Origin of the sequence: Actinomadura syzygii (assembly GCF_008085905.1) — a bacterium.
Classification (GTDB): domain Bacteria; phylum Actinomycetota; class Actinomycetes; order Streptosporangiales; family Streptosporangiaceae; genus Spirillospora; species Spirillospora syzygii.
Window position 1 is genome coordinate 1 of the sequence record NZ_VSFF01000020.1, and the last position, 23792, is coordinate 23792.

Here is a 23792-nt window from a genome sequence, read left to right on the forward strand (position 1 = left end):
CGGAGGGGAAACACCCGGTCCCATCCCGAACCCGGAAGTTAAGCCCTTCAGCGCCGATGGTACTGCATGGGAGACTGTGTGGGAGAGTAGGACACCGCCGGACATTTATTGCAGGAAGGCCCCGCCGTCACCGGCGGGGCCTTCCTCATTTCTAGGACCTGCTACTCGTCCAGCAGTGCTTTCGCATAGTTGGAGAGTGAGCGGTTATAGCGCGGCAGATGGCGGGAGAGCGCGCCGAGCGCAAGGGAAGCCGCCTCGCGGTCGCGTCCGAGATCGGTGAGCGCCAACGCCAGGAACGCGGTGACCGCGTCGTCGAGTTCGTCGGAGGCGGCGTCCCGTTCCGCGGTCAGGAGAGCGACGCTTTCCTCGGCCTGGCCGAGATTGCGGAGGGTGCTGGCGAACTGGATGGTCGCCTGGCGTCGGCGTGGTCCGGTCAGTCCGGCGGCGAACGCCTGCCGGTAATGAACGGCGGCCTCGGCCTCGTTGCCGATCGAGTCGTGCGCCGAGGCCAGTTCGTACTGGGCTGTCGCGTCCCCGTCCGGGAGTTCGCCGGTCAGTTCCTTGACCTTGGCGAGGAAGTCCTCGGGCTCGTATTCGTCGAAGGTGGCCCAGAGCTCGTCGATCCGACGTTCCCAGTCCGGCACCGCGTTGATCATCGCACCAGGATAGGCGCCCCGCGCGAAGCGGCGTCCATTGGCGCCGGTGCCGCGCAGGGGATTCCGCTCAGGGGCCCCGACGTGCGCGCTTTCCGTTGAAGCGGGGGTGCAACGATCATGCAACGTGCGATGGTGGAGAATTGGACCGCTCGATAAACATCGAGCGCATGGTCGCGCCGGTGCCAACCCACACACCTCGCACCGGCGCGGCCACCATCGCGACGAAGGCTCAGACCTTCGCCTTCCGAGCATCGGTGCTCAGCCGATGGACGGGATCGGGGACAGCGCGTCCGGCCAGGGCGGAGAAGGCCAGGGCAGTGAAAGCGCAGAGCGCCGCCGCGACGGGGAGCGTCCCGGAGCCGAACGTGTCGAGGAGCCAGCCGCCGAGACCGGCTCCCAGCGCCGCGCCCAGATAGACCGAGCTGCTGACGAGCGCCAGGGCCTGCGGCGCCGCCTCGTCCCCGGCGAAGGCGAGGGCGCGTGCCTGCACGGGTGGCGGCACCGCCCACGCGGCGGCCGACCACAGCACGAGCGGCATGACGACGAGCGCCACGTGCGCGGGACGCACCGTCCAGAACAGGGCGAGGCCCGCCATGGCGATGGTGAAGGCGGAGATCGCGAGCGCGAATGTCCGGGCGGGCCCGATGCGGTCGACGAGCGTGCCGCTGAACCGCGCTCCCGCGATGCCCGCGGCACCAGCGAGCAGGAGGAGGCCGCCGAGCCCGGTCGCGCCGACGCCCGCCGCGTCCGCGAGGAATGGGCCCAGGTACGTCTGGAACAGCAGGTTTCCGAGCACCGCGACGACGGCGGCGAGCAGCACGAACAGCAGGCCGGGACGCGCGAGGGGACGCAGCCGCTCCGCCACCCCGGCTGCGGGCGGGGACGGGACGTCCGGCACCGCGACCCGCAGGAAGACCAGCGCGGCGACGCCCAGCAGGCCGCCCGCGACGAACGGCGCGCGCCAGCCGAACGCGGCGCCGATCCACGTCCCGGACGGAACTCCGGCGACGACCGCGCCGGTCAGTCCGGCCATTACGGTGGCGAGGTCGCGGCCCTGCCGTCCAGGCGGGGCGAGGGCGGCCGTCGTCGCGAACACCGCCGGAAGGACGACCGCCGCGGCCAGCGCCGCCAGCACGCGCAGGCCCATCAGCGCGCCGTAGGACGAGGCGAGCGGCACCGCGAGATTGGCCGCGCAGAACAGCGCCATCCCGGCGAGGAGCAGGCGGCGGCGCGGCCAGGACGCGGTGGCGACCGCAGCGACCGGGGCGACGACGGCGCAGATCACGGAGAAGACGGTGACGAGCTGCCCGGCGGCCGCCTCGCCGACCGAGAGGCCGCGCGCGATGGACGGCAGCACGCCGACGATCACGAAGTCGTCCGTCTGGAGGGTGAAGGCGGTCAGCGCGAGCGCGGCGAGGCGGAGCCCGCCCGTGGGAGATCGGGTGAGGAGGCGCATGGCCATTAAGGTAACACTCGTTTCCCTATAGGATGGTCGTCCCGGACCCGAAGGAGACGCCAGCCGTGGCCAGGCCGCGCGACCCGAACCGCCGCACCGAGATCCTCGACGCGGTTCTCGACCATCTCGCCGAGCAGGGGATGTCCGGCCTGTCGATGCGGCCCATCGCGCAGGCGCTGGGGCAGAGCACGCGCGTCCTGACCCACCACTTCGCAGACAAGGACGACCTCCTCGCCGCGCTGCTGAAACGCCTGGACGAGGTCCAGCACGAGCAGTTGCGCGCGACCGAGGGCTGGGACGACACGTCGCGGGGGATCGGCGCGATCGTCCGCGACTCGTGGCACCGCCATCTCGCGCCCGAGAACATCGCGCACACCAGGCTCGTCCGCGAGATCGAAGGGCTCGCGGCGGCCGGACGGCTCGGCGACCGGGTCCCGGCGTTCCTGACCGACCGGGCCGAGTTCGTCGCCGGTGTCCTGGTCGCAAGGGGACTCGACTCCGAGCGGGCCCGCGTCCACGCCACCTACCTCAACGGCGCGTACGCCGGATTGCAGACCGATTTCCTCATCACCGGTGACCGGGAGCGCGTCGAGGCGGCGCTGGACGAACTGTGCGCGCTCGCCGACTCGTGGACGGAACACGCCCCAGCGTCCTGACCTCTCCGCCTCGGACGAAGGGCGTAACAGCACCCCCGTGATCGCGTGGGTTGGGATGTGCGGAGTCTGTCCCTGTTCGTAGGGCGGACGCTGGAGAAGCGAGGGGCGTCCGATTCGCGGAATGGCCGTATAGGGCCCAATGTGGCGAAGCGCACAGACGCCGGGACGCGGTGCTGAAAAACTGTCGCGGGCGCGGGGGTGCGGGACGCGGCGGAACGGCGCGTCGATGACCGCCGCCACGGCGCCGGACGGGCACGCCTGAACCGCGAGGAGTCGAAGCGATGGCGGAGCGGAAAACGGCGGTCCCGTGGCAGCGCGGTCGACTCGTGTTCGGCGGTCTTTTGTCGATCGTCCTCGGGTCCGTGACGCTGCTCGCGGGAGCGGGCGGCACCAATGGGCGTCTCGCCCTCATCGTCACCCTCGCCAGCGTCAATCTCACCCTGGTCATCGACGCCTTCTTCCGGCGCGAGGAGAGCATCCACCAGGACCGGAAAAGCCTCGAAGAGATATCCGCCGCGCTCGCCATCACGAAATCGCTGGCCGACGCGCCGCCCGCCTGCCACGCATTCATTCGTGAGATCGCCGAGCAGTGGACGCTCATCGACCGGCGCAACAGCGCGATCCTGCTGAAGCTCCGCGAGGCGCGGCAGCGCGCGTTCACCGAGGAGATGCGCGACCTCGCCAACGGCCAGTCGCCGCTCGGACGGCGGCAGGAGTTCCGTCCCGGAATCCTGCCGGCGCTGATCGAGATGACGGCGCTCAGCGCCACCGGAAACGACTATTGGTGGACCGGCCGCGACACCACCTACCTCGCCACCGAGCGCGCCGCGATCGCGCGGAACGACCTCGCGCTCAACCGAATTCTGGTGCTGTCGGAAACCGAGGTCGACGCGGCCATGGTGGACGTTCTCCGCGAGCAGCTCGACGCGGGAATCGTCCTGCACGTGGTCATCGCGGAAACAGTGCCGCCGCTGCACCAGAAATGCCTGACGAGCGACCGCGCCCTCGTCACCGACAAGGGCGGGATCGTCGGCGTCGTCATTCCCGGAAACGACCAGGAGGACGCGGTCGCGGACGCCGGTCATTTCACGATCAACGAGGACCGGATCCAGAACACCCGCGACATCCTGGACGCCCTCGCCCCCTACCAGGTCCCCGCCACCGAATTCATCGAGAAGGTCGCCGCGAAGGAGATCGTCGACGACGACACCCCTCCGGCGATCCAGGAGGCGCGAAGTTCGTCCCGTTCGCGATGAGTGTTCGGCTCGTTCGCGGTGAGTTCGGGCGGGACGCCGTAGGCTGCTCGGGTGGCTGAGAAGTTGTGGCAGATCGAGCCGTCCGGGCCGCTGCGCGGGGACGTGACCGTCCGCGGCGCCAAGAACGCGGTCAGCAAGCACATGGTCGCGGCCATGCTCGGCGAGGGGCCGAGCACGATCGGGAACGCGCCGGACGTCGGCGAGGTCGGCATCACGGCGGGCATGCTGGAGCACGTCGGGATGGGGGTCGAGCGGTCCGACGGGGAGGTCGTCGTCGTCCCGGAGACGGTGTCCGACCCGAGCATCGACAAGGCGTTCACCGGCCTGAACCGCATCCCGATCCTGATGCTCGGGCCGCTGCTGCACCGGGCGGGGGAGGCGTTCGTCCCGCTGGTCGGCGGCGACCCGATCGGGCGGCGCCCGGTCGACTTCCACGTGGACGCGCTCCGCGCGTTCGGCGCCGAGGTGACGATCGCCGCGGACGGCATCCACGCCCGCGCGTCCCGGCTGGTCGGGACGAAGATCGAGCTGCCCTACCCGAGCGTCGGCGCGACGGAGACGGTGCTGCTCGCGGCCGTCCGGGCGGCGGGCAAGACCGTCATCCGGAACGCGGCCACCGAGCCGGAGATCATCGAGCTGGCGCTGTTCCTGCAGCGGATGGGCGCGCGGATCTCCTTCGCCCCGGACCGGCGGATCGTCGTGGAGGGCGTCGAGCGGCTGAGCGGCGCGCAGACCCGGCTGGACGGCGACCGCATCGAGGCGTTCTCCTACCTGGTCGCGGGCCTGGTGACGGGCGGCGAGGTGCGGGTGCACGGCTGCCCGCAGGACCGGCTCGTCACGGCGATCACGACGCTGGCCAGGATGGGCGCCGAGTTCGAGATCACCGATGACTGGATCATGGCGTCGGCGCCGGACGGGCTGCGTCCCGCCGCCGTCCAGACCGACACGCACCCCGGGTTCGCGACGGACTGGCAGACGCCGCTGATGGTGCTGTTCACGCAGGCCGACGGCATGTCGGTGCTGCACGAGACCGTGTACGAGAACCGGCTCGCCTACGTCCCGGCGCTGCAGAGCATGGGCGCGGAGATCGAGGTCTACGACACGTGCCTGGGCGGTCCGGCGTGCCGGTACCACGACACGGCGGCGCTGCACTCGGCGGTCGTCCGGGGCGTGACGAAGCTGCGCGGCGGCGACGTGACGATGCCCGACATCCGGGCCGGGTTCTCGGCGGTGCTGGCGGCGGCCGTGGCGGAGGGGCCGTCGACGCTGCGCGGCGTGCACCACATCGAGCGCGGCTACCACCGTCCGGTGGAGCAGTTCCGCGCGCTCGGGCTGCCCCTGCGGGCGTCCGCCGCCTGAGCGCCGCCGCCTGAGCGCAGCTGCCTAACTGCGGCCGCATTTCACCTGGCCATGGCCGAAAGCTACAAGACCGCCGAAGCTCCGGCGGCCACGCTGGAGGAATGAACCTCACTAAAGCCATCGACTTCATGTCCACGCACGCCCGCATGCTCGACCGGCGGCGGTTCGAGCTGCTGACCGGCGAGGGGGACAGGGACGCGCTGCGCGCCGCGCTGAACGCCTACCGCAACCCCGACGGCGGCTACGGCAACGGCCTCGAACCCGACCTCCGGTCGAGGACGAGCCAGCCCGGTTCGGCGCTGCACGCGTTCGAGGTGTTCGCGGAACTGGCGCCGGTCACCGTCCCCGAGACGGTCGCGCTCTGCGACTGGCTGGAGTCGGTGACGCTGCCGGACGGCGGCGTTCCGTTCGCGCTGCCCATTCCCGACCCGGCCGGGTGCGCGCCGTTCTGGGCGAACGCCGACACCGAGACGTCCTCGCTGCAGATCACGGCTGTCGTCGCGGCGACGGCGCACCGCGTCGCCGTCCACGACGAGGCGGTCGCAGCGCATCCCTGGCTCGACCGCGCGACGCGCTACTGCCTCGACACCGTCCGGACGAAGGAGAAGCTGCACGCCCTGGAATTGGCGTTCGCGCTCTGGCTGGCCGACGCCGCCGGGGACAGCGAGACCGTCGAGCTGCTGGGCGCGCACATGCCGGAGGACGGGCTCGTCCACGTCGAGGGCGGGCTCGAGGACGAGATGATGCGCCCCCTCGACTTCGCCCCGTATCCGGGACGTCCGGCCAGGTCCCTGTTCAAGGACGACGTCATCGCCGCCGAGCTCGAACGCCTCGACCGGCAGCAGGGCGAGGACGGCGGCTGGCGCGTCGACTTCGCGAGCTATTCGCCCGCCGCCGAGCTGGAATGGAGCGGATACGCGACCGTGCGGGCCGTCTCGCTCCTGACACGCAACTGACCTGCGACGCCCGGAGCGCGGCGGCGTGCCGTGCGATCCTTGGGACGCATGCCACACCCGCGCCGAGGGCGCCGGCGCACGAGGCGCGGGCGTCCCGGCCGACGGCACGGAGGCTCCCGATGGAGAACGGCCCGGGCTATACGGCGCTCACGCCGCTCGCGTTCCTCGAACGGTCGGCGGAGGTGTTCCCTGGCAAGACGGCCTTCGTCCACGGGGACCGCCGCACCACCTACGCAGAGTTCGCGGCGGAGGCGACCCGGCTCGCGAACGCGCTGCGGGCGTCCGGGATCGGGCCGGGCGACCGGGTGGCCTACCTGGCGCCGAACGTGCCGGAGCTGCTGGTGGCGCACTTCGGCGTCCCGCTGGCGGGGGCCGTCCTCGTCGCGATCAACACGCGGCTGGCCCCGGACGAGATCCGCTACATCGTCGCCCACTCGGGCGCGAAGGCGCTGGTCGTGGACGCGGGGCTGCACCCGTCCGTCGCGCCGCTCGCGGGGAGCCTGCCGGAGGTCGTCACGATCCCGGCGGCCGGGGCCGAGCCCGACCCGGCGGTCGGCGGCATCGGCTACGCGGACCTGCTGGCGCGCGGCTCGGACGACCCGCCGTACTGGGGCGTCCAAGACGAGAACGCCGCCATCTCCATCAATTACACGTCCGGTACGACGGGACGCCCGAAGGGCGTCGTCTACACCCACCGCGGCGCGTACCTGAACGCCCTCGGCGAGGTGCTCCACTCCCGGCACACGCCCGGCAGCGTCTACCTGTGGACGCTCCCCATGTTCCACTGCAACGGCTGGTGCACGCCGTGGGCGCTCGCCGCCGTCGGCGGGACGCAGATCTGCCTGCGCGCCGTCGACGCCGGGGAGGTGTGGCGGCTGATCGACGCCGAGGGCGTCACGCACCTGAACGGCGCGCCGACCGTCCTCGTGACGATCGCGAACGCGCCCGAGGCGCATCCGCTGCCCCGGCCGCTGACCGTCACGACGGCGGCCGCGCCGCCCAGCCCGAAGATCATCGCGCGGATGGAGGAGCTCGGCGCGGAGATCGTCCACGTGTACGGGCTGACCGAGACGTACGGGCCGTACTCGGTGTGCGAGCCGCAGCCCGGCTGGCCCGGCCTGGACGGCGCCGAGCGCGCCCGGCTGCTCGCCCGGCAGGGCGTCGGCATGGTCCAGACGGACGGCCTGCGCGTGGTCGGCGACGACATGCGCGACGTCCCCGCCGACGGCGAGACGCTCGGCGAGATCGTCATGCGCGGCAACAACGTCATGAAGGGCTACCACCGGGACGAGGAGGCCACCGCGCAGGCGTTCCGCGGCGGCTGGTTCCACTCCGGCGACCTCGGCGTCCGCCACCCGGACGGCTACGTCGAGCTGCGCGACCGGTCCAAGGACATCATCGTCTCCGGCGGCGAGAACATCTCGACCGTGGAGGTGGAGCGGGCCATCGACTCGCATCCGGCCGTGCTGGAGGTGGCGGTGGTCGCCGTCCCGGACGACAGGTGGGGCGAGCGCCCGAAGGCGTTCGTCGTGCTGCGCGACGGGCACGCGGCGACGGCGGCGGAGCTGGTCGGGCACGTCCGCGAGAGCCTCGCCCGGTTCAAGGCGCCGGACCGGGTCGAGTTCGTGGCCGAGCTGCCGAAGACGTCCACCGGGAAGATCCAGAAGTTCCAGCTCCGCGAGAAGGAGTGGGCCGGCCGCGACCGCCGCGTCCAGGGCTGACGCGGGGCGCCGCGCGCGGGGCCGCCGAACCCGTTGCGGCGCGGGCCTTCCGGCATGTGAGGACCGGCGGTTCTCGGGAAGTGTTCCCACCGCCAGGGGCCGGACCCGCCGCCGAGGCCGAGAGGGGACCGCGATGCCGCCCACCGGCAAGCCGACCGGGAAGCCCACCGGGGACGTGCTGATCGTCGGGGCGGGTCCCAGCGGGCTCCTCCTCGCCGGAGACCTCGCCGCCGCCGGGATCCGCTGCACGGTGCTGGAGCGGCGCGAGGCGGCGGAGTCGAACCTGACGCGGGCGTTCGCCGTCCACGCCCGGACGCTCGAACTCCTCGACACGCGCGGCGTCGCCCGCGCGCTGATCGCGACCGGCGCGCGGGCCGACGTGCTGCGGGTCCTCGGCACGACCGGCCTCGACCTGCGGCGGCTCCCCGGACGGTTCCCGTTCATGCTGGTCACACCGCAGTACGAGACGGAGCGGGTGCTGCGCGAACGCGCCCTCGCGGCGGGCGCGGACATCGCGCACGGCGCGGAGGCGGTCGCGCTCCGCCAGGACGCGGCGGGCGTCGACGTCGACGTCCGGACCGCGGACGGCGGCACCGCCACGCGACGCGCGTCCTACGTCGTGGGCGCGGACGGCGTGCACAGCACGGTCCGCCGCGAGCTGGGGCTGCCGTTCCCGGGGCGCGCGGTCGTCCGGTCGGTGATGCTCGCCGACGTCCGGCTCCGCGACGCGCCCGCCGCCCCGCTGTCCGGGAACGCGGTCGGGGACGCGTTCGCGTTCCTCGCCTCCTTCGGGGACGGCCGCCACCGCGTCATCGCCTGGAACCGCCGCCACCAGCCGCCCGACTCCGAACCCGTCGACGTGGCCGAGCTGCGCGACACCGTCCGCCGGGCGCTCGGCACCGACCACGGCATCCACGACGTGGGCTGGACGTCCCGGTTCCACAGCGACGAGCGGCAGGTCCCGCGCTACCGGGTGGGACGGGTGTTCCTCGCGGGCGACGCGGCGCACGTCCACTCCCCGGCGGGCGGGCAGGGCATGAACACCGGGCTGCAGGACGCCGCGAACCTCGGCTGGAAGCTCGCCGCCGAGCTGTGGGGCTGGGCGCCGTCGTGGCTGCTCGACAGCTACGACGAGGAGCGGCGGCCGATCGGACGGCAGGTCCTGCGCGGCAGCGGCGCCCTGCTGAGCGCCGCGCTCGTCGAGCCGCGCTGGCTGCGCCTCGCCCGGACGGCCGGGGTGTGGGCCGCGGTGCGCGTCCCGCCGGTGGCGCGGCGGCTGGCGGGCGCGGTCTCCGGCATCGACATCGCCTACCCGGCGCCGCGCGGCGCGCACCGCCTCGCCGGGCGGCGGGCGCCCGACGTCGTCCTCGCGGGCAGCCCCGGACGGCTCTACGAGCTGCTCGGCGACGGGCTGTTCGTGCTCGTCGTCGCGGCGAACGACCCGGCGGTGACCTACCTCGCGACCAAGCGGTGGGCGGGGCGCGTGCACTGCGCGCTCGCGGGCGCCGCGACCCGCACGACGGCGCTCGTCCGCCCGGACGGCCACATCGCGTGGGCGACCGACGAGACCGCGCCCGACCGGCGGGCCGCGGCGATCAGGGACGCGCTGAGCCACTGGTGCGGGCGTCCCACCGAGCGGCCCGTGCGGGGGCCGGAGCGCCTCGGGAGCGTCCCCGCGGACGCCGCGGCCCGGGAGGAGCGGAGGACACGGCCATGACGGACGGCACGGGGGGCCGGAACGTCGCGCGGGCCGACGGGGGCAGCGGGGAGAACGTCGCGCGGAAGCTGATCGCCGCGCACCTGGTGAGCGGCGAGATGACGGCGGGGGCCGAGATCGGCCTGCGCGTCGACCAGACCCTGACCCAGGACGCGACCGGCACGATGGTGATGCTGGAGTTGGAGGCGCTCGACCTGGACCGCGTCCGCACGGACGTGTCCGTCCAGTACGTGGACCACAACCTGCTGCAGGCCGACGAGCGGAACATGGCCGACCACATCTTCCTGCGGTCGGCGTGCCGCCGGTACGGGCTCTGGTACTCGCGGCCGGGCAACGGCGTCTCGCATCCGACGCACATGCAGCGGTTCGGCGTGCCGGGCGCGACGCTCGCGGGCTCGGACTCGCACACCTGCGCCGCCGGGTCGCTCGGCATGCTCGCGATCGGCGTCGGCGGCCTTGAGACGGCGCTCGCGATGGCGGGGGAGCCGCTGCACCTGACCATGCCGGACATCTGGGGCGTCCGGCTGACGGGGGAGCTGCCGCCATGGCTGAGCGCGAAGGACGTGATCCTGGAGATGCTGCGGCGGCACGGCGTGCGCGGCGGCGTCAACCGGATCATCGAGTACCACGGGCCGGGGCTCGCGTCGCTGACCGCGATGGACCGGCACGTCATCGCGAACATGGGCGCCGAACTCGGCGCGACGACGTCGGTGTTCCCGTCCGACGGGCGGGTGCTGGGATTCCTGCGCGGCGAGGGGCGCGCGGACGACTTCACCGAGATAACCGCCGATCCGGGCGCGTCCTACGACGTCGAGGACGAGATCGACCTGTCGGAGCTGGTGCCGCTGATCGCGCGTCCCGGCTCGCCGGGCGACGTGGTGCCGGTCCGCGACGCGGCGGGCGAGGAGGTCCACCAGGTGGTCGTCGGGTCGTCGGCGAACCCGGGGCTGCGCGACTTCGCCGCCGTCGCCGCGATCGTCCGGGGCCGCCGGGTGGTCCCGGAGGTGTCGCTGGACGTGAACCCGACGTCCCGGCAGATCCTGCTCGACCTGACCCGGATGGGCGCGTCCGCCGACCTGATCCAGGCGGGCGCCCGCATCCACCAGGCCGGCTGCCTCGGCTGCATCGGCATGGGCCAGGCGCCCGCGATCGGCCGCAACAGCCTGCGGACGTTCCCGCGCAACTTCCCCGGACGCTCCGGCACCGCCGACGACCGGGTCTGGCTCTGCTCGCCGGAGACCGCCGCGGCCGCCGCGCTCACCGGCCTGATCACCGATCCCCGCGACCTCGGGGCGGCCCCGCCCGCCGTGGACCTGCCGGAGCGGTCGAGCCCCGGCCTCGACCTGCTGGAGGCCCCGCCGCCGGAGGACGAGGCGCGCCGCGTCGAGCTGGAGCGGGCGCCGAGCATCGGCGTCCTGCCCGACCTGGACCCGCTGCCCGCCGACCTCGAGGTCCCCGTCGTCATCAAGGTCGGGGACGACGTGTCGACCGACGAGATCCTCCAGGCGGGCGCCCGCGCCCTGCCCTTCCGCAGCGACATCGCGCGGCTCGCCGACTTCGCGTTCACCAGGCTCGACGAGGACTACCCGCGCCGGGCGCGGGAGGCCGGGGCGCACGCCGTCGTCGGCGGACGCAACTACGGGCAGGGGTCGTCGCGGGAGCACGCCGCGATCGCGCCCCGCCACCTTGGACTGCGGCTCGTCCTCGCCCGCGCGTACGCGCGGATCCACTGGCAGAACCTCGTCAACTTCGGCGTCCTGCCGCTGGAGTTCGCCGACGAGGGCGACTACGACCGGGTCGAGCAGGGGGACGTGCTGCGCGTGGCGGGCGTCCGCGACGCGCTGGAGTCCGGGGCGGAGATCGAGGTCCGCAACGTCACCAAGGACGAGACGTACCGGGCGCGGCACCGCCTCTCGCCCCGCCAGCGGGAGCTGGTCGTCGCCGGGGGCCAGATCCCGCTGCTGCGCGAACGCGCCGCCAGGAAGCGGTCAGGGCGTCAGTAGCGGCGTTCCTCGCGGCCGTAGCCGAGTTCCTCGGCGACGTCGGCGACGTTCTCGTACTCCCGCTTCGGCAGCCCCCGCAGATCGTCGACGGCGTCGTCCGGGGCGCCCGCCTCGGCCGCGTGCCGGACGAGCTCGTTCGGCCGCGCCGGGTACCGGACGCCGCTGAGCATCCGGCCGAGGGCGCTGCGGCTCGCCACGTCCTGCCCGCTCATGCCGGGCGGGGAGCCCTCGCGGTCGGACGCGGAGGCCGTCTCCGGGTCGGCGGGGTAGTCGTCGGAGTACGGCTCGGTCTCCTTGAACTCCTCGGCGTGCGTCGGGTGGCCGCCGCTGACCATGCCCTGCGTCTCGCGGCCGATCTCGTCGTCCAGCCTCGGGCCGTGCTTGTCGCTCTGCTCTCGCATCGTCCGTCCTCCGTGGCGCGTAGGGGAGGCGCGTAGGGGACAGGCCATTCCCGGGCGGACGCCGCCAAACATCCGCCCGGGCGCGCGCCGTCAGGACTGGGACAGGCGGATCAACCGCAGGACGCGCCGGACGAGCGACTCCTGCCGCGCCCCGTCGCCGTCGGCGGCGGGCTCGTTCCGCTCCGCCTCCGCGGCGGGCGGCGCGGGCTGGTCGGCGCCCAGCTCGTAGGTGACCGGCAGCGACCGCAGCCCCCGCATGATCGGCGACGACCGCCACGGCAGCTGGTCGGGCGGCAGCGCGAGCCGCAGCCCGGCGAACCGCTCGAACAGCCGCTCCACCGCGATCGTGGTGATGGACGTCGCGAGGTCGCGGCCGAGGCAGGCGTGCCCGCCCGCGCTCCACGCGAGGTGCGCGCGGGAGCTGTAGATCGAGTCGGGCCCGGCGCCGCCGGAGAAGGCCGGGTCGAGGTGCGCGGCCGCGGGCGACACCATCACCGCGTCCCCGGCCGCGATCTGGAACCGGCCGACGCGCACGTCGACCTTGGGCCACCGGGGCAGCAGGTTCGCGAACGGCGGGTGCGCCGCGGCGGCGCGGTTGATCGCCTCCTGGATCATGCCGCCCGACAGGCTGTCCCGGGCGCCGGTCTCGCCGATCAGCACCTCGGTGATGGTGTTGCAGATCAGCGTGCCGGTGACGTCGCCGACGACGCCCGCCATCAGCGCCATCTCGCGGGTCAGCTCCTCGACGGTCAGGTCGGGGACGGCGGCCAGCATGAACGACGGCAGGTCGCGGCCTGGGGAGACCTTCCGGGCCGCGCACACGGCGGCCATCTTCGCGTGCACCCGCCCCCACGCCTCGCCGGAGTCCGGGCCCGCGTCGATCGCCCGCCACAGGTCCATGATCAGCTCGTCGTAGCCGGGCGTCTCGCCGAGCAGCCGCCCCATGACGAGCAGCGGCAGCGGGCGCGCGTACTGGGCGGACAGGTCGGCCCAGCCGGTCCGGCCGTTCTCGGCGAGGACGGTGATCAGCTCGTCGGCGTGCCGCCGGACGTCCCGCTCCATGTCCTTGGCCTCGGGGCGGGTCCGGTCCTGGAAGGGACGCAGCCCGGCGCTCCACGCGCTGCGCAGGCGGGTGGAGTCGGCGCCGTCCATGAACGTCGAGTGGCCGGTCTCCACCAGCGGCAGCATCGGCCAGTCGGGCGGCACCGAGCCCTCCCGGTAGGCGCGCCAGGAGTCCAGCCGGCGGCTCCAGACGCCGCGGGTGTCGCGCAGGATGTCGAGCGTCTGCGCGTAGCCGATGACGAGCCAGACCGGCACGCCCAGGACGTCGACGGGCGCGACCGGCCCGTACTCCAGGCGCAGCCGTTCGTAGAAGAGCGCCGGACGGGACTCGTAGTCGCGGTTCAGCAGCGGTCGGACGGCGAGCGACTCCAGCGGAGGATGGGCGGATGCGGTCCCTGCCTGGGACTCCGCACGCATGTTCGGGGGTTCCACGAGCATAGACTTTAGAGAAGAACGTTCACATTCGGACCGTTTCTGCGGGAATCTCTGCAAGTCGGGCGCGTACGGGGGCCCGGGTGACCTCGGCGCCCGGGGTATGTGAGGCTAGGGACGCCCCTATGACCGAGAGCTGGAGGTCCGCATGGCCGAGTCGTCAGGAGAACCCGACAACGGCGAGAACGCCGAGGACGACGTGAAGCGCAGGTTCCGGGAGGCGCTGGAGCGCAAGCGCGGGGAAGAGGGCAAGAACACCGGCGGCTCCGGCCGGAGCGGCTCCAAGGTGCGGGGGACGCACGACCGCGCCGACCGGCAGCGGCAGTTCCGCCGCAAGAGCGGCTGATCCCGACCGCCGCCGACCCCCGCGAGGACGGCGCGGGGGTCCACCCGTCTCCGGGTCCGGGCGCCTCTTCCGAGCCGGGCGCCCGGCCGCGCGGAGGCGTTCCCGCTCAGGTTCGGTACAGCTTCTTCGAGTAGTTCGCCTCGGAGTAGTAGCGCTCCAGCTCCTCGACGGTCTCGTTGACGGGCTGCATCTCCTTGACGAGGCACGCGTGCGACGGCAGCGCGTCCGGATCCCACGTCTCCGGCTTCCACAGCTTCGAGCGCATCAGGGCCTTCCCGCAGTGGAAGAAGATCTGCTCGATCTCCACGACCAGCGCGAGCGACGGCCGGTGCCCCTTGACGACGAGGTCGTCGAAGAACGGCGCGTCCCGGACGAGCGTCGCCCGCCCGTTGATCCGCAGCGTCTCGCGGCGGCCCGGGATCAGGAAGATCAATCCGACGTGCGGGTTGGCGAGGATGTTGAGGAAGCCGTCGGCCCGGCGGTTGCCCGGCCGGTCCGGGACGACGATCGTCGTGTCGTCGAGCACATGGACGAACCCCGGCGGGTCGCCCTTCGGGGACACGTCGCAGTTCCCCTCGGCGTCGGCGGTCGCGATCAGGCAGAACGGCGACTGCCCGAGCCACTCGCGGTCCCGCGCGTGCAGCTCCGTGCGCTCCTTCGTGACGGCCCGCGGCATCGGCGCGCCGAGCAGTTCGCGCAGCTCGCCGGGGGACGTGATCGCAGTGAACTCGGAGGCGACCGGCATCGCCCCTCCTTCCGCCGAGAATCGGAAGATCAGCCTAACCGGGCAGCTTCCGGACGTCGTGCCCCGGGGCCCGGCCCGCGTCGGACATTCCACCCGGTACGCCATTGTCATTCCGCTCGCGCCGAAACCGGGCGCCCGTGCGATCGGCGGTTATTCAAGCGATACAGAAGAGAAGTTTGACTAATCTTGACAGCTTTCTCGCCGTTTTCATCTAATGGACCGTCTCCGTGAATGGTGACCCTGGGTGAAACGAGGCATCGATGAACGGACGCTCGCCGCGCCGGCGGTTGGTCCCGATCCTCGCCGCGGCCGCGGGCGTGCTGGTCCTCACCGGGGTCGGCGCCTACGCGTTCGCCGAGATCGCGGGCTGCGCGTCCGAGGACCGCATCACCCTGGACGTCGCCGTCGCCCCGGAGCTCCTCCCCGGACTGGACGGCGCCGCGCGCCGCTTCGAACGCTCCACCGGCACCTGCGCGCGGGTCAGGCTGCAGGGCGTCGACCCGGCGGCGGTGAGCGCGTCCCTGTCCGGCAGGGACGAGGAAGCGCGACCGGACGTCTGGATCCCCGACTCGACGTTCTGGACCGCCTTCGCCAAACCCTCCTACACGGGCGGGTCGGTGGCGCGCAGCCCGATCGTCCTCGCGACGGCCGCGCCGACCGACCCGTCGTGGAAGCTGCTGCTCGGACCGGCCGCCGCCGCCGTCAGCGAGCGCCCGCCGACCGGCCCGGCCGGGCCGGTCCCGCAGGTCCCCGACCCGACGCGGAGCGCGGTCGGGCTGGCGGCGCTGCTGATGGCCGACCGGCTGCTCGCGGTCGTCCCGGACGGGCGGGCCGTGTTCACCGGGCTCGTCCGCGCCGCCCGGGAGACGACCGCGCCGACCGTGGACGAGGCGCTCGGCTCGAAGGACGCCGTCGAGGGAGGCGCGGTCGTGGTCGCGTCCGAGCAGGCGGTGTTCGAGCACAACCGCCGCGGCCTCGGCCCGCGCGCGTACGGCGACGTCCCGAACGAGGGCACGCTGTCGCTCGACTACCCGTTCGCGATCGTCACCCGCGACCGCGGCCGGGTGTCGGCGGCGAAGCGGCTCGAACGTGTGCTCCTCGCCCGCGAGACCCGCGAGGACGTGCGGAGACTGGGATTCGACCCGGACGACCAGGAGGGCGTGCGGCCGCCCGGGACGGCGGACGTCCGCCGAGTCGCGGAGGCGTACGCCCGGCTCGCCCTGCCGACCCGCCTGCTCGTCCTGTTCGACGTGTCCGGCTCGATGGCGGAGCGGGTCGCGCCCGGCCTCGACCGGCTCCAGGCGACCGCCCACGTCGGGCAGGCCGGCCTGCAACTGCTCGCCGACGACAGCGAGCTCGGCGTCTGGGAGTTCTCCACCCGGCTCCGCGGCTCCCGGGACTGGGCCGAGCGGGTCCCGATCGCGCCGCTCGGCGACCGCGTCGGGTCGGTCACGCAGCGGCAGCGCATCCTCAGCGACCTCGGCGCGCTCCGGGTGCGGCGCGACGGCGACACCGGGCTGTACGAGTCGCTGCTCGCCGCGTTCCGGGAGATGAAGCGCGGCTACAAGCCGGAGATGGTGAACACCGTCCTCGTGTTCACCGACGGCCGCAACGACGACGAGGGCGGGCCGAGCTTCGCGCAGACCCTCGCCGACCTCGACGCCGAGTACGACCCGACCCAGCCCGTCCAGGTGATCCTCCAGGGCTTCGGCGAGGACGTGGACGTGAACCTGCTGACGCGGCTCGCCGAGGCCACCCACGGGGTCGTCCAGGTCGCGCGGACGCCGCAGGAGAGCAGGCGGCTGCTCCTGGAGGCGATGTCGCGGCGCGTCTGCACGCCTAACTGCTGACGTCCGCCCGCCGGTCGGTGACCGTGCTGTGGCCTTCCCCTGTCGAGGCCACAGCACGGCCGCCGGACCGCCGCGCCGGGCGGCACGCGCGTGGCGTGCCCCCGTGGGAAGTGCGCGGCGGCCGTCCGGGTGGGCTCGTGCCGAGTGCTCAGCGGGAGTACTCGTCGTCGTACTCGTCCGGGTACGGCAGGACGCCGCCCGCCTGGACGCCGCCCGACCCGCGGCCCTTCGGCTCCTCCCACTCCTCCTGCCGCCCGAGGGCGGTCAGGTCGAGGAAGTAGTAGGAGCCGCCGACCTGCTCCGCGCCCCGCGCGTACATCGAGTACGTGTGGTAGACGGCGTCGCCGTCGCGCAGGAAGAAGCTGGAGCCGGGCAGCTCCATCGGACGGTCGCCCTCCATTTCCAAGGGCCGGTAGTTGTACACCTCCGGCGCCACGGACTCGTCGAGCGTGACGTGGTAGTCGTAGTTGAAGCCGCTGCCGTGCGAGGAGTACCAGGGGAACACCCAGCCCATCTCCGCCCGGAACGGTCCGATCTTGGACTGCGGGGCGCGCGACACGGCCGCGTACGCGGTATCGCGGTCGTGCAGGTGCCGCAGCAGGCCGACCGAGATCTCGGCGAGCCCGGACGAGCAGCTCCGGCAGGCGCGCGGCCAGTCCGGGTCCCACATCACGTGGCCGACGATGAGCTGGCGTCGCCCCTCGAACAGGTCGAGGAGGCTCGCGGGGCCGTCCGGCCCCTCGAAGAGGTAGTCCTCCTCGACCCGGACCATGGGCAGCCGCCTGCGCTCGGCGTTCAGCGCGTCGCGGGCGCGGGTGAGCTCCTTCTCCTTGGCGAGCAGTGCCTTGCGGGCCTCCAGCCACTCGTCGCGGGAGACGACATCGGGCAGCGCCATATGCGAGACCTCCATCCGGAACGGCGCATGCGTGCGGTCGTGGATGGAGACTCCGGGCGGCGCGAAAACTCATCGGCCCGCGCCCCCCGATCTCGGACGGGCCCTTTCCGGTGCTTTCCGCCGGTCAGGCGCGGGGGGCGTAGCGGCGGACGCCCGATTCCTCGTGCGCGTCCAGGACGCCCTGGTCGGCGAGGACGTCCAGGTGCGCGTCGATCTCCAGGACGGCCAGCATCCGGCTGAAGGCGTCCAGGTCGGACAGGGCGCGGCGGCGGCGCGTCCAGGGCATGGCGGCGGCGACCTCGAAGGCCGTCCGGTGCCCGGCGCGGACCCGCTCGGCGGCGGCGTCCAACCGTTCGGCGTGGTGCTCCAGCAGCTGGTCGACGCGGGTGTGGACGCTCGGCGCGACCGGCCCGTGCGCGGGCAGCAGCAGCGTGTCGGGCATGTTGCGGACCAGCCGCAGCGAGTCCAGGTAGCTGCGCAGCGGCTTGCGCTCCGGCTCGGTCTCCAGCCCGATGGACGGCGTGATGTGCGGCAGGACGTGGTCGCCCGCGAACAGCAGCCCGGCCGCCGCGTCCCGCAGGACGACGTGGCCGCGTGTGTGGCCGGGCGTGGCGAACACGTCCAGGCCGCGCCCGCCCAGCGCGACCCGCTCGCCGTCGTCCAGCCAGGCGTCGGGGAGGGTGTGCGGGACGTCCTGCTCGGACCGCTGGACCGCCATCCCGGCGATCTCGGCTGCCAGCGCGTCCGCGCCGCAGCAGCGCAGCAGCTCGACCTGGCGCGGGTGCAGGCCCTTGCGCGCGTCGAACGCCTCGATGGACGGGCGCTCGCCCCGCCCGATGCGCACCCGCGTCCCGAACGACTCGCGCAGCGCGAGGGCCTGCGAGTAGTGGTCCCAGTGGGCATGGGTGACGAGGAACTGCGTCACGTCGTCCAGGCGGTGGCCGAGGGAGCGGAGGCCGTCCGCAAGGGACGTCCGCGCGTCCGGCATGGCCCAGCCGGAGTCGATCACGACGAGGCCGGCGGCGTCCTCGATCACGTACACGTTGACGGCGTGCAGGGCGGGGATCGGCAGCGGCAGCGGGACGCGGTGCACGCCCGCCGCCACGGGATGGGCGCCCGGTTCGGTCCAGTCCGTCGGCTGCTCCACGACCGGTGCCGTCACCGCGCGCTCCCCTCGTCCGCCTGATCTTCCGTAACTGGAATGACGTTCGGCCCGACTTTATTTCATCGTGACCATCCGGCCCGGCGGCGGGGTCGGGTCCGGCGGGTCAGCCGTGCCGCGCGTCGCGGTCGGCGGCGCGGCGGGCGTCCCGGGCGGCGCCGCGGGCCTCGCGCGCCGCCTCCGCCGCCCGCGTCCGGTTCTGCTCGGCGCGCTCGGCCCGGCGGATCGCGGCGTCCCGGGCGGCGACGGCCTCGTCCAGTTCGTGGCGGAGCCGCCCGACCCTGGCGGACGCGTCGTCGGCCTCCTGCCGCGCGTCGTCCGCCCGCGCCTCGCGCTCGGCGAGCTTGCGCTCCGCCTCCTCGGCGCGCCTGCCCAGCGTCTCGGCCCGGCGGGCGCGGGCCGTGCTCGTGCGGGTGACGGTGGAAGCGGCGCGCCCTTTCTCCTGTTTCTTGTCCTTCTTCGGCGGCTTCTCCTCGGCGGACGGCTCGGCGCGCTCCGGCGGCGCCATCGGGAACCCGGCCGGGACGAACCCCGAGTGGCTGCGCGGCTGGACCAGCCGTCCCGCGCGGACCTCCTCGGCGATGTCCGCGTCCACGGTGGCGGCCTGCAGCGTGTCCTCCACCTCGCGGAGCGCCTGCTCGCGCAGCGGGTTGCCCGCGTCCGCCGCGAGATCGCCCGCCGCGCGGACGAGCGTCCGCACCAGCCGGGCGCGGCGCTGCTCCAGGTCGCCGAGGCCGCCGCCCGTCCCCCAGGCGGACCGCAGCTCCGCCCCGACGTGGAGGAGGTCCGCGAGATCGTCCGCGGCCGACCGGGCGAGCAGGTTCACCGCCCACGCCGACAGGGTCGGGCGGCGCAGCGCCCCGATCCGCTTGGCGAGCGGCCCGTCGCCCGCCGCCTTCGCCTCGCCCGCGAGCCGCGTCCGCGCGGCCACGAACTCGGCGGGCGGGACGCCGTACAACTCGCCGGCGGCGCTGGTGAAGTCCACATTCCGATCTTTACCCGTCCCGCGCCGTCCCCGACCGGCCTGGACGGAACCGGTGCGCCGCTCATATACTCGTCTGCGAGTAATCGTCCACGAGGAGGGGTGATGGCCAAGCGGCGCAAGGTGGGCAACCTGCTGGGGCTCGCCGTGCTGTCGACGGTCTCCGCCAGGCCGATGCACCCGTACGAGATGGCCTCGCTCATGCGCGCTCGCGGCAAGGAGCACGACATGGACATCAAGTGGGGCTCGCTCTACACCGTCGTGGGCAACCTGGAGAAGCACGGCTTCCTCGCCGTGGAGGGCAGCGACCGGAAGGGCGCCCGCCCGGAGCGGACCGTCTACCGCATCACGGACGCGGGCCGCGACGAGCTGGCCGACTGGGTCCGGGAGCTGATCGGGGAGCCCGTCCGGGAGCGGCCCCGGTTCGAGGCGGGGCTGTCGGTGCTCGGCGCGCTCGGCCCGGACGAGACCGCCGCCCTGCTGCGCCGTCGCCTCGACCTGATGGAGCGGCGGATCGCCGACGACGAGGCCGGGCTCGCCGCCGCGTCCGACGTCCCCCGGCTCTTCCTGATCGAGACCGAGTACGACCTCGCGATCAGGCGCGCCGAGGTCGCGTGGGTGCGCGGCTTCCTCGCCGAGATCGAGGACGGCACCCTCCCGAACCTCGACCTCTGGCGGGCCTTCCACGAGACCGGGACGCTCCCGCCGGAGCTCAAGGAGCTGGCGGAGAGGGGAGCGGCCGGGGACTAGCGCGAGAGAGGCCCGGCGGCGGTGCGGCAACACCGTCCGCCGGGCCGGAGAACCCACCACCGAGAATCCGCGCGGAGCGCGGCCCGGACGGCGAGCACGCACGTCGAGCCTATCCGGGTCGCTCCGTTCGGCACGCCTTCCGAACACGGAGACGACCATGGCGCACGCCATCGAGGCCGCGGGCCTCGTGAAGACCTATCCCGGTGACGTCCGGGCCCTGGACGGGCTCGCCGTCACCGTCGGCCGGGGCGAGATCCTCGGCCTGCTCGGCCCGAACGGGGCGGGCAAGTCCACCACCGTCAAGATCCTCACCACGCTGATCCGGCCGGACGCGGGCGCCGCCGCCGTCGCCGGGCACGACGTGCTGCGCCGCCCGGACCGGGTGCGGCGGGTCATCGGCGTGGTGTCGCAGCGGTCCGGGGCCGACCCGGACGCGAGCGGCGTCGCGAACCTCGTCCTGCAGGGCCGCCTCTACGGGCTCGGCGGGGGAGACGCACGGCGGCGCGCCGCCGAGCTGCTCGCCCGGTTCGGGCTGGAGGACGCCGGGTCCCGGCCGGTGAAAACCTACTCGGGCGGGATGCGCAGGCGGCTCGACGTCGCGCTCGGGCTCGTCCACCGGCCGCAGGTGCTGTTCCTGGACGAGCCCACCACCGGCCTGGACCCGGAGGCCCGCGCGTCGATGTGGGCCGAGATCGCGCGGCTCGCCGGGGACGACGCCCTCGCGATCCTGCTCACCACCCACTACCTGGAGGAGGCCGACCGGCTGGCGCAGCGGCTCGCGATCGTCGATCGGGGGCGCGTCGTCGCGGAGGGCACGCCCGACGGGCTCAAGGGCGAGCTGCGCGGCGACGCCGTCCACGTGGAGTGGGCGGAGGCGCCGCCCGAGCCGCTGCTGCGCGAGGCGCTCGGCCGCCTGCCCGGCGTCCGGGAGGTCGTCGTGGACGGACCCCGGCTCAGCGCCCGCGCCGACGACGGCGCGGCGGCCGTGCCTGCCGTGCTCGCCGCGCTCGACCAGGCGGGCGTCCCGGCGGCGGCGGCGACCGTCGCGCGGCCGTCCCTGGACGACGTCTACCTCCGCTACGCCGGACGCCGCTTCGCGCACGCCGACGCCGCCCAGACCCCCGAGGCCGCTGCGGCGGGAGGTGCGCGATGACCGCGCTGGTGACCGGAACCTGGTGGATGACGCACCGGCGGCTGACCGCGCTGCTGCGCAACCCCGCCGTCCTCGTGCTGACGCTGGCGCAGCCGATGATCTGGCTGTTCCTCTTCGGGGAGCTGTTCAAGAAGGTCGTCGAGCTGCCCGGGTTCGGGACGCAGTCGTACATCGACTACATCGTCCCCGGCGTCGTGATCATGAACGCGGTTTCGCTGAACTCGTTCGCCGGAATGGCGACCATGGACGAGATCGAGCGCGGCACCCTGAACCGGTTCCTCGTCACGCCGGTGCGGCGCAGCGCGATCGCCAACGCGGGCGTCGTCGAGCAGGCGATCAGCACGGCGTTCCAGTCGCTGGTGATCGTCCTGCTGGGGTGGGCGGCGGGCGCGCACTACCCGGGCGGGGCGGCCGGGCTGCCCGCGCTCGTCGCGGCGGCCGTGCTGGTCGGGGTCGTCCTCGCCGCGCTGTCCAACACCCTCGCCCTGCTGGTGCGGGACCGGAACACGATCATCGGCCTGAACGTGATGCTGCTGCTGCCGCTCACGTTCCTGTCGTCGGCGTTCATGGCGAAGGGCCTGATGCCGCCGTGGATCCGGCACGTGTCGGCGGCGAACCCGGTGAGCTGGGCGCTGGACGCGGCCCGCGCGGCGCTCTCCGCCGACCCCGACTGGGGCTCGGCCGCGCTGCACGGGTCGTGGCTGCTCGTCCTGACCGTCGCGGCCGTGAGCCTGGCGATCTTCTCGTTCCGCAGCTACCAGCGGTCGCAGTGACTCAGCGGGTGTCGAGGAAGCGGTCGAGGACGCGGACGCCGAACGCGAGCCCGTCCAGCGGGACGCGCTCGTCCACGCCGTGGAACATGCCGAAGTAGTCGAGGTCCGCGCCGAGGGCCAGCGGGGTGAAGCCGAAGCTCGTGACGCCGATCCGGTGGAACGACTTCGCGTCCGTGCCGCCCGCCATCACGTACGGGACGGGGCGGGCTGCCGGGTCCTCGGCGCGGAGCGCGGCGGCCAGCGCGGCGAACGTCGGGCCCTCCGGGTCGGCCGCCGGGGCCTCCTCGCGGTTGACGAACTCGCGGGTGACCCTCGGGCCGAGGAGCCGGTCGACGGTGGCGAGGAACTCCTCGCCGGTGCCGGGCAGGAAACGGCCGTCGACCTGCGCGGACGCCGTGCCGGGCACCACGTTGATCTTGTATCCGGCGTCCAGCCGGGTCGGGTTGGCGGAGTTGCGGACGGTTCCGGCGAACAGGCGTCCGACGGCGCCGAGCCGCGCGGCCTCCGCGTCAAGCCGGTCGTGGTCGATGGTCGTGCCGAGGGCGTCGGCCAGGCCGTCCAGCAGGGCGCGGACGCCCGGCGTCAGCCGCACCGGCCACTCGTGCGCGGCCAGCCGCGACACGGCGTGCGCCAGTTCGGCGACCGGGTTGTCGGGCGCGGGCTTCGACCCGTGCCCGGCCGTCCCGCGCGCCGTCAGCCTCATCCAGGCGGTGCCGCGCTCGCCGGTCGCGATCGGGTAGATCCGCGCGCCGCCCGCGTCGACGCTGAACCCGCCCGACTCGCTGATCGCCTCCGTGCAGCCCGCGAAGAACTCGCGGTGCTCGCGGACGACGTACCGGGAGCCGTACTCGCCGGTGCACTCCTCGTCGGCGAGGAACGCGAGCACCAGGTCGCCGCGCGTGCGCCGCCCCTCGCGCAGCCGCCGCCGGACGGTCGCCAGCGTCATCGCGAGGGCGCCCTTCATGTCGATGGCGCCGCGTCCCCACACGCAGCCGTCGCGGACCTCGCCGGAGAACGGCGGAACGGTCCACTCGGCCGGGTCGGCGGGCACCACGTCCAGGTGCCCGTGGACGAGGAACGCCGGATGCGACGGGTCGGCGCCCGGCAGCCGGGCCAGCACGCTCGCGCGGCCGGGCGCGGACTCGACGACGACCGGGGCGGCGCCGACCTCGTCCAGCAGCCCGGCGACGTGCTCGGCGGCCGGGCGCTCCGGCCGCGCCGCGCCCTCGCCCCGGTTCGTCGTGTCGAAGCGGATCAGGTCGGCGCAGATCCCGACCGCTTCGGCGGCCGCTTCGGAGGCCGCCCGCCCGGCGTCCGGCGAATCGTCGCGCACGTCCACCCCCAATCACCCCTTCCGTAACAAACCTTCATTTTCCTCCGCCGCTGACCTGTGTCAACGAATGATCAAGAACGTATCGATCCGGTTTCGACTCCGTCAGCGGCGTATCCAAACGGTCACCG

General features: G+C 73.7%; 21 protein-coding genes and 1 rRNA gene. 13 read left to right on the forward strand and 9 right to left on the reverse strand.

Annotated features, from left to right (window positions below; translation table 11 throughout):
• Window positions 1-103, forward strand: a 5S ribosomal RNA gene (gene rrf, locus FXF65_RS41145); the annotation flags it as partial.
• A gap of 58 nt (window positions 104-161) precedes the next feature.
• Here the strand turns inward: rrf and FXF65_RS41150 are convergent.
• Both FXF65_RS41150 and FXF65_RS41155 read right to left on the reverse strand, forming a co-directional pair.
• Window positions 162-656 carry a tetratricopeptide repeat protein gene (locus tag FXF65_RS41150; RefSeq protein WP_148355913.1) on the reverse strand — a complete coding sequence of 165 codons (495 nt, stop codon included), beginning with the start codon at window positions 654-656 and terminating at the stop codon, window positions 162-164.
• A gap of 229 nt (window positions 657-885) precedes the next feature.
• Window positions 886-2112, reverse strand: coding sequence for an MFS transporter (locus tag FXF65_RS41155; protein ID WP_148355914.1), 1227 nt, complete (start codon window positions 2110-2112; stop codon window positions 886-888).
• Between the two features lie 65 nt (window positions 2113-2177).
• On the opposite strand from FXF65_RS41155, the gene FXF65_RS41160 reads away from it, so the two are divergent.
• The 7 genes from FXF65_RS41160 (at window position 2178) to FXF65_RS41190 (ending at window position 11780) form a co-directional block, all read left to right on the forward strand.
• Window positions 2178-2768: a TetR/AcrR family transcriptional regulator gene (locus FXF65_RS41160; protein ID WP_148355915.1), complete on the forward strand. Its 591-nt coding sequence runs from the start codon at window positions 2178-2180 to the stop codon at window positions 2766-2768.
• Window positions 2769-3049: 281 nt separating this feature from the next.
• Complete coding sequence (locus FXF65_RS41165) at window positions 3050-4024, forward strand: hypothetical protein (RefSeq protein ID WP_148355916.1); 975 nt, start codon at window positions 3050-3052, stop codon at window positions 4022-4024.
• 51 nt (window positions 4025-4075) lie between these two features.
• On the forward strand, window positions 4076-5383 hold the full coding sequence (gene murA / locus FXF65_RS41170; RefSeq protein ID WP_148355917.1) for a UDP-N-acetylglucosamine 1-carboxyvinyltransferase: 1308 nt from the start codon (window positions 4076-4078) through the stop codon (window positions 5381-5383).
• Between the two features lie 101 nt (window positions 5384-5484).
• On the forward strand, window positions 5485-6339 hold the full coding sequence (locus FXF65_RS41175; RefSeq protein ID WP_148355918.1) for a hypothetical protein: 855 nt from the start codon (window positions 5485-5487) through the stop codon (window positions 6337-6339).
• A 119-nt stretch (window positions 6340-6458) separates the two neighbouring features.
• Window positions 6459-8060: an acyl--CoA ligase family protein gene (locus FXF65_RS41180; protein WP_148355919.1), complete on the forward strand. Its 1602-nt coding sequence runs from the start codon at window positions 6459-6461 to the stop codon at window positions 8058-8060.
• A 133-nt stretch (window positions 8061-8193) separates the two neighbouring features.
• Window positions 8194-9777, forward strand: a complete 1584-nt coding sequence (locus FXF65_RS41185) for an FAD-dependent monooxygenase (protein ID WP_148355920.1) — start codon at window positions 8194-8196, stop codon at window positions 9775-9777.
• Complete coding sequence (locus tag FXF65_RS41190; RefSeq protein ID WP_148355921.1) at window positions 9774-11780, forward strand: aconitate hydratase; 2007 nt, start codon at window positions 9774-9776, stop codon at window positions 11778-11780. Before FXF65_RS41185 ends, FXF65_RS41190 begins: the two co-directional genes overlap by 4 nt.
• On the opposite strand, the gene FXF65_RS41195 is transcribed toward FXF65_RS41190, so the two are convergent.
• Together FXF65_RS41195 and FXF65_RS41200 are read right to left on the reverse strand one after the other, a co-directional pair.
• Window positions 11774-12181, reverse strand: a complete 408-nt coding sequence (locus FXF65_RS41195; RefSeq protein ID WP_148355922.1) for a DUF2795 domain-containing protein — start codon at window positions 12179-12181, stop codon at window positions 11774-11776. The two genes, FXF65_RS41190 and FXF65_RS41195, sit on opposite strands and share 7 nt — an antisense overlap.
• Before the next feature lie 90 nt (window positions 12182-12271).
• Window positions 12272-13675 carry a cytochrome P450 family protein gene (locus FXF65_RS41200; RefSeq protein ID WP_222869020.1) on the reverse strand — a complete coding sequence of 468 codons (1404 nt, stop codon included), beginning with the start codon at window positions 13673-13675 and terminating at the stop codon, window positions 12272-12274.
• A gap of 148 nt (window positions 13676-13823) precedes the next feature.
• Between FXF65_RS41200 and FXF65_RS41205 the strand changes: the two genes are divergently transcribed.
• Window positions 13824-14021 carry a DUF5302 domain-containing protein gene (locus FXF65_RS41205; RefSeq protein ID WP_148355923.1) on the forward strand — a complete coding sequence of 66 codons (198 nt, stop codon included), beginning with the start codon at window positions 13824-13826 and terminating at the stop codon, window positions 14019-14021.
• 106 nt (window positions 14022-14127) lie between these two features.
• On the opposite strand, the gene FXF65_RS41210 is transcribed toward FXF65_RS41205, so the two are convergent.
• On the reverse strand, window positions 14128-14766 hold the full coding sequence (locus FXF65_RS41210; RefSeq protein ID WP_148355924.1) for a pyridoxamine 5'-phosphate oxidase family protein: 639 nt from the start codon (window positions 14764-14766) through the stop codon (window positions 14128-14130).
• Between the two features lie 260 nt (window positions 14767-15026).
• Between FXF65_RS41210 and FXF65_RS41215 the strand changes: the two genes are divergently transcribed.
• A complete protein-coding gene (locus FXF65_RS41215) occupies window positions 15027-16616 on the forward strand; it encodes a substrate-binding domain-containing protein (RefSeq protein ID WP_148355925.1) in 1590 nt (529 codons plus the stop codon).
• A 148-nt stretch (window positions 16617-16764) separates the two neighbouring features.
• On the opposite strand, the gene FXF65_RS41220 is transcribed toward FXF65_RS41215, so the two are convergent.
• The 3 genes from FXF65_RS41220 to FXF65_RS41230 form a co-directional block, all read right to left on the reverse strand.
• Window positions 16765-17511 (reverse strand): DUF899 domain-containing protein, encoded by a 747-nt coding sequence (locus FXF65_RS41220; protein WP_148355926.1) that lies wholly within the window; start codon window positions 17509-17511, stop codon window positions 16765-16767.
• A 124-nt stretch (window positions 17512-17635) separates the two neighbouring features.
• Complete coding sequence (locus FXF65_RS41225) at window positions 17636-18673, reverse strand: MBL fold metallo-hydrolase (protein ID WP_148355927.1); 1038 nt, start codon at window positions 18671-18673, stop codon at window positions 17636-17638.
• 106 nt (window positions 18674-18779) lie between these two features.
• Window positions 18780-19658: a hypothetical protein gene (locus tag FXF65_RS41230; protein WP_148355928.1), complete on the reverse strand. Its 879-nt coding sequence runs from the start codon at window positions 19656-19658 to the stop codon at window positions 18780-18782.
• Window positions 19659-19760: 102 nt separating this feature from the next.
• Here FXF65_RS41230 and FXF65_RS41235 point away from each other — a divergent pair, with 102 nt between their 5' ends.
• The 3 genes from FXF65_RS41235 to FXF65_RS41245 all read left to right on the forward strand — a co-directional run bounded on the left by FXF65_RS41235 (window position 19761) and on the right by FXF65_RS41245 (window position 22331).
• Complete coding sequence (locus tag FXF65_RS41235; protein ID WP_148355929.1) at window positions 19761-20405, forward strand: PadR family transcriptional regulator; 645 nt, start codon at window positions 19761-19763, stop codon at window positions 20403-20405.
• A gap of 157 nt (window positions 20406-20562) precedes the next feature.
• The gene (locus FXF65_RS41240; protein ID WP_148355930.1) at window positions 20563-21558 is read left to right on the forward strand and encodes an ATP-binding cassette domain-containing protein; all 996 of its coding nucleotides are present in this window, start codon (window positions 20563-20565) and stop codon (window positions 21556-21558) included.
• Window positions 21555-22331: an ABC transporter permease gene (locus FXF65_RS41245; protein WP_148355931.1), complete on the forward strand. Its 777-nt coding sequence runs from the start codon at window positions 21555-21557 to the stop codon at window positions 22329-22331. The genes FXF65_RS41240 and FXF65_RS41245 overlap by 4 nt, the downstream gene beginning before the upstream one ends.
• A 1-nt stretch (window position 22332) precedes the next feature.
• Here FXF65_RS41245 and FXF65_RS41250 read toward each other — a convergent pair whose 3' ends face one another.
• Window positions 22333-23670, reverse strand: coding sequence for a M20/M25/M40 family metallo-hydrolase (locus FXF65_RS41250; protein WP_246199448.1), 1338 nt, complete (start codon window positions 23668-23670; stop codon window positions 22333-22335).
• Between the last annotated feature and the right edge of the window lie 122 nt (window positions 23671-23792).

Coding starts and splice junctions, on each gene's coding strand:
- FXF65_RS41165 (WP_148355916.1), top strand. CDS start 3,050: ATGGCGGAGCGGAAAACGGCGGTCCCGTGGCAGCGCGGTCGACTCGTG.
- FXF65_RS41220 (WP_148355926.1), bottom strand. CDS start 17,511: ATGGCGCTGCCCGATGTCGTCTCCCGCGACGAGTGGCTGGAGGCCCGC.
- FXF65_RS41185 (WP_148355920.1), top strand. CDS start 8,194: ATGCCGCCCACCGGCAAGCCGACCGGGAAGCCCACCGGGGACGTGCTG.
- FXF65_RS41190 (WP_148355921.1), top strand. CDS start 9,774: ATGACGGACGGCACGGGGGGCCGGAACGTCGCGCGGGCCGACGGGGGC.
- FXF65_RS41235 (WP_148355929.1), top strand. CDS start 19,761: ATGGCCAAGCGGCGCAAGGTGGGCAACCTGCTGGGGCTCGCCGTGCTG.
- FXF65_RS41155 (WP_148355914.1), bottom strand. CDS start 2,112: ATGCGCCTCCTCACCCGATCTCCCACGGGCGGGCTCCGCCTCGCCGCG.
- FXF65_RS41240 (WP_148355930.1), top strand. CDS start 20,563: ATGGCGCACGCCATCGAGGCCGCGGGCCTCGTGAAGACCTATCCCGGT.
- FXF65_RS41195 (WP_148355922.1), bottom strand. CDS start 12,181: ATGCGAGAGCAGAGCGACAAGCACGGCCCGAGGCTGGACGACGAGATC.
- FXF65_RS41175 (WP_148355918.1), top strand. CDS start 5,485: ATGAACCTCACTAAAGCCATCGACTTCATGTCCACGCACGCCCGCATG.
- FXF65_RS41150 (WP_148355913.1), bottom strand. CDS start 656: ATGATCAACGCGGTGCCGGACTGGGAACGTCGGATCGACGAGCTCTGG.
- FXF65_RS41245 (WP_148355931.1), top strand. CDS start 21,555: ATGACCGCGCTGGTGACCGGAACCTGGTGGATGACGCACCGGCGGCTG.
- FXF65_RS41215 (WP_148355925.1), top strand. CDS start 15,027: ATGAACGGACGCTCGCCGCGCCGGCGGTTGGTCCCGATCCTCGCCGCG.
- FXF65_RS41210 (WP_148355924.1), bottom strand. CDS start 14,766: ATGCCGGTCGCCTCCGAGTTCACTGCGATCACGTCCCCCGGCGAGCTG.
- FXF65_RS41180 (WP_148355919.1), top strand. CDS start 6,459: ATGGAGAACGGCCCGGGCTATACGGCGCTCACGCCGCTCGCGTTCCTC.
- FXF65_RS41205 (WP_148355923.1), top strand. CDS start 13,824: ATGGCCGAGTCGTCAGGAGAACCCGACAACGGCGAGAACGCCGAGGAC.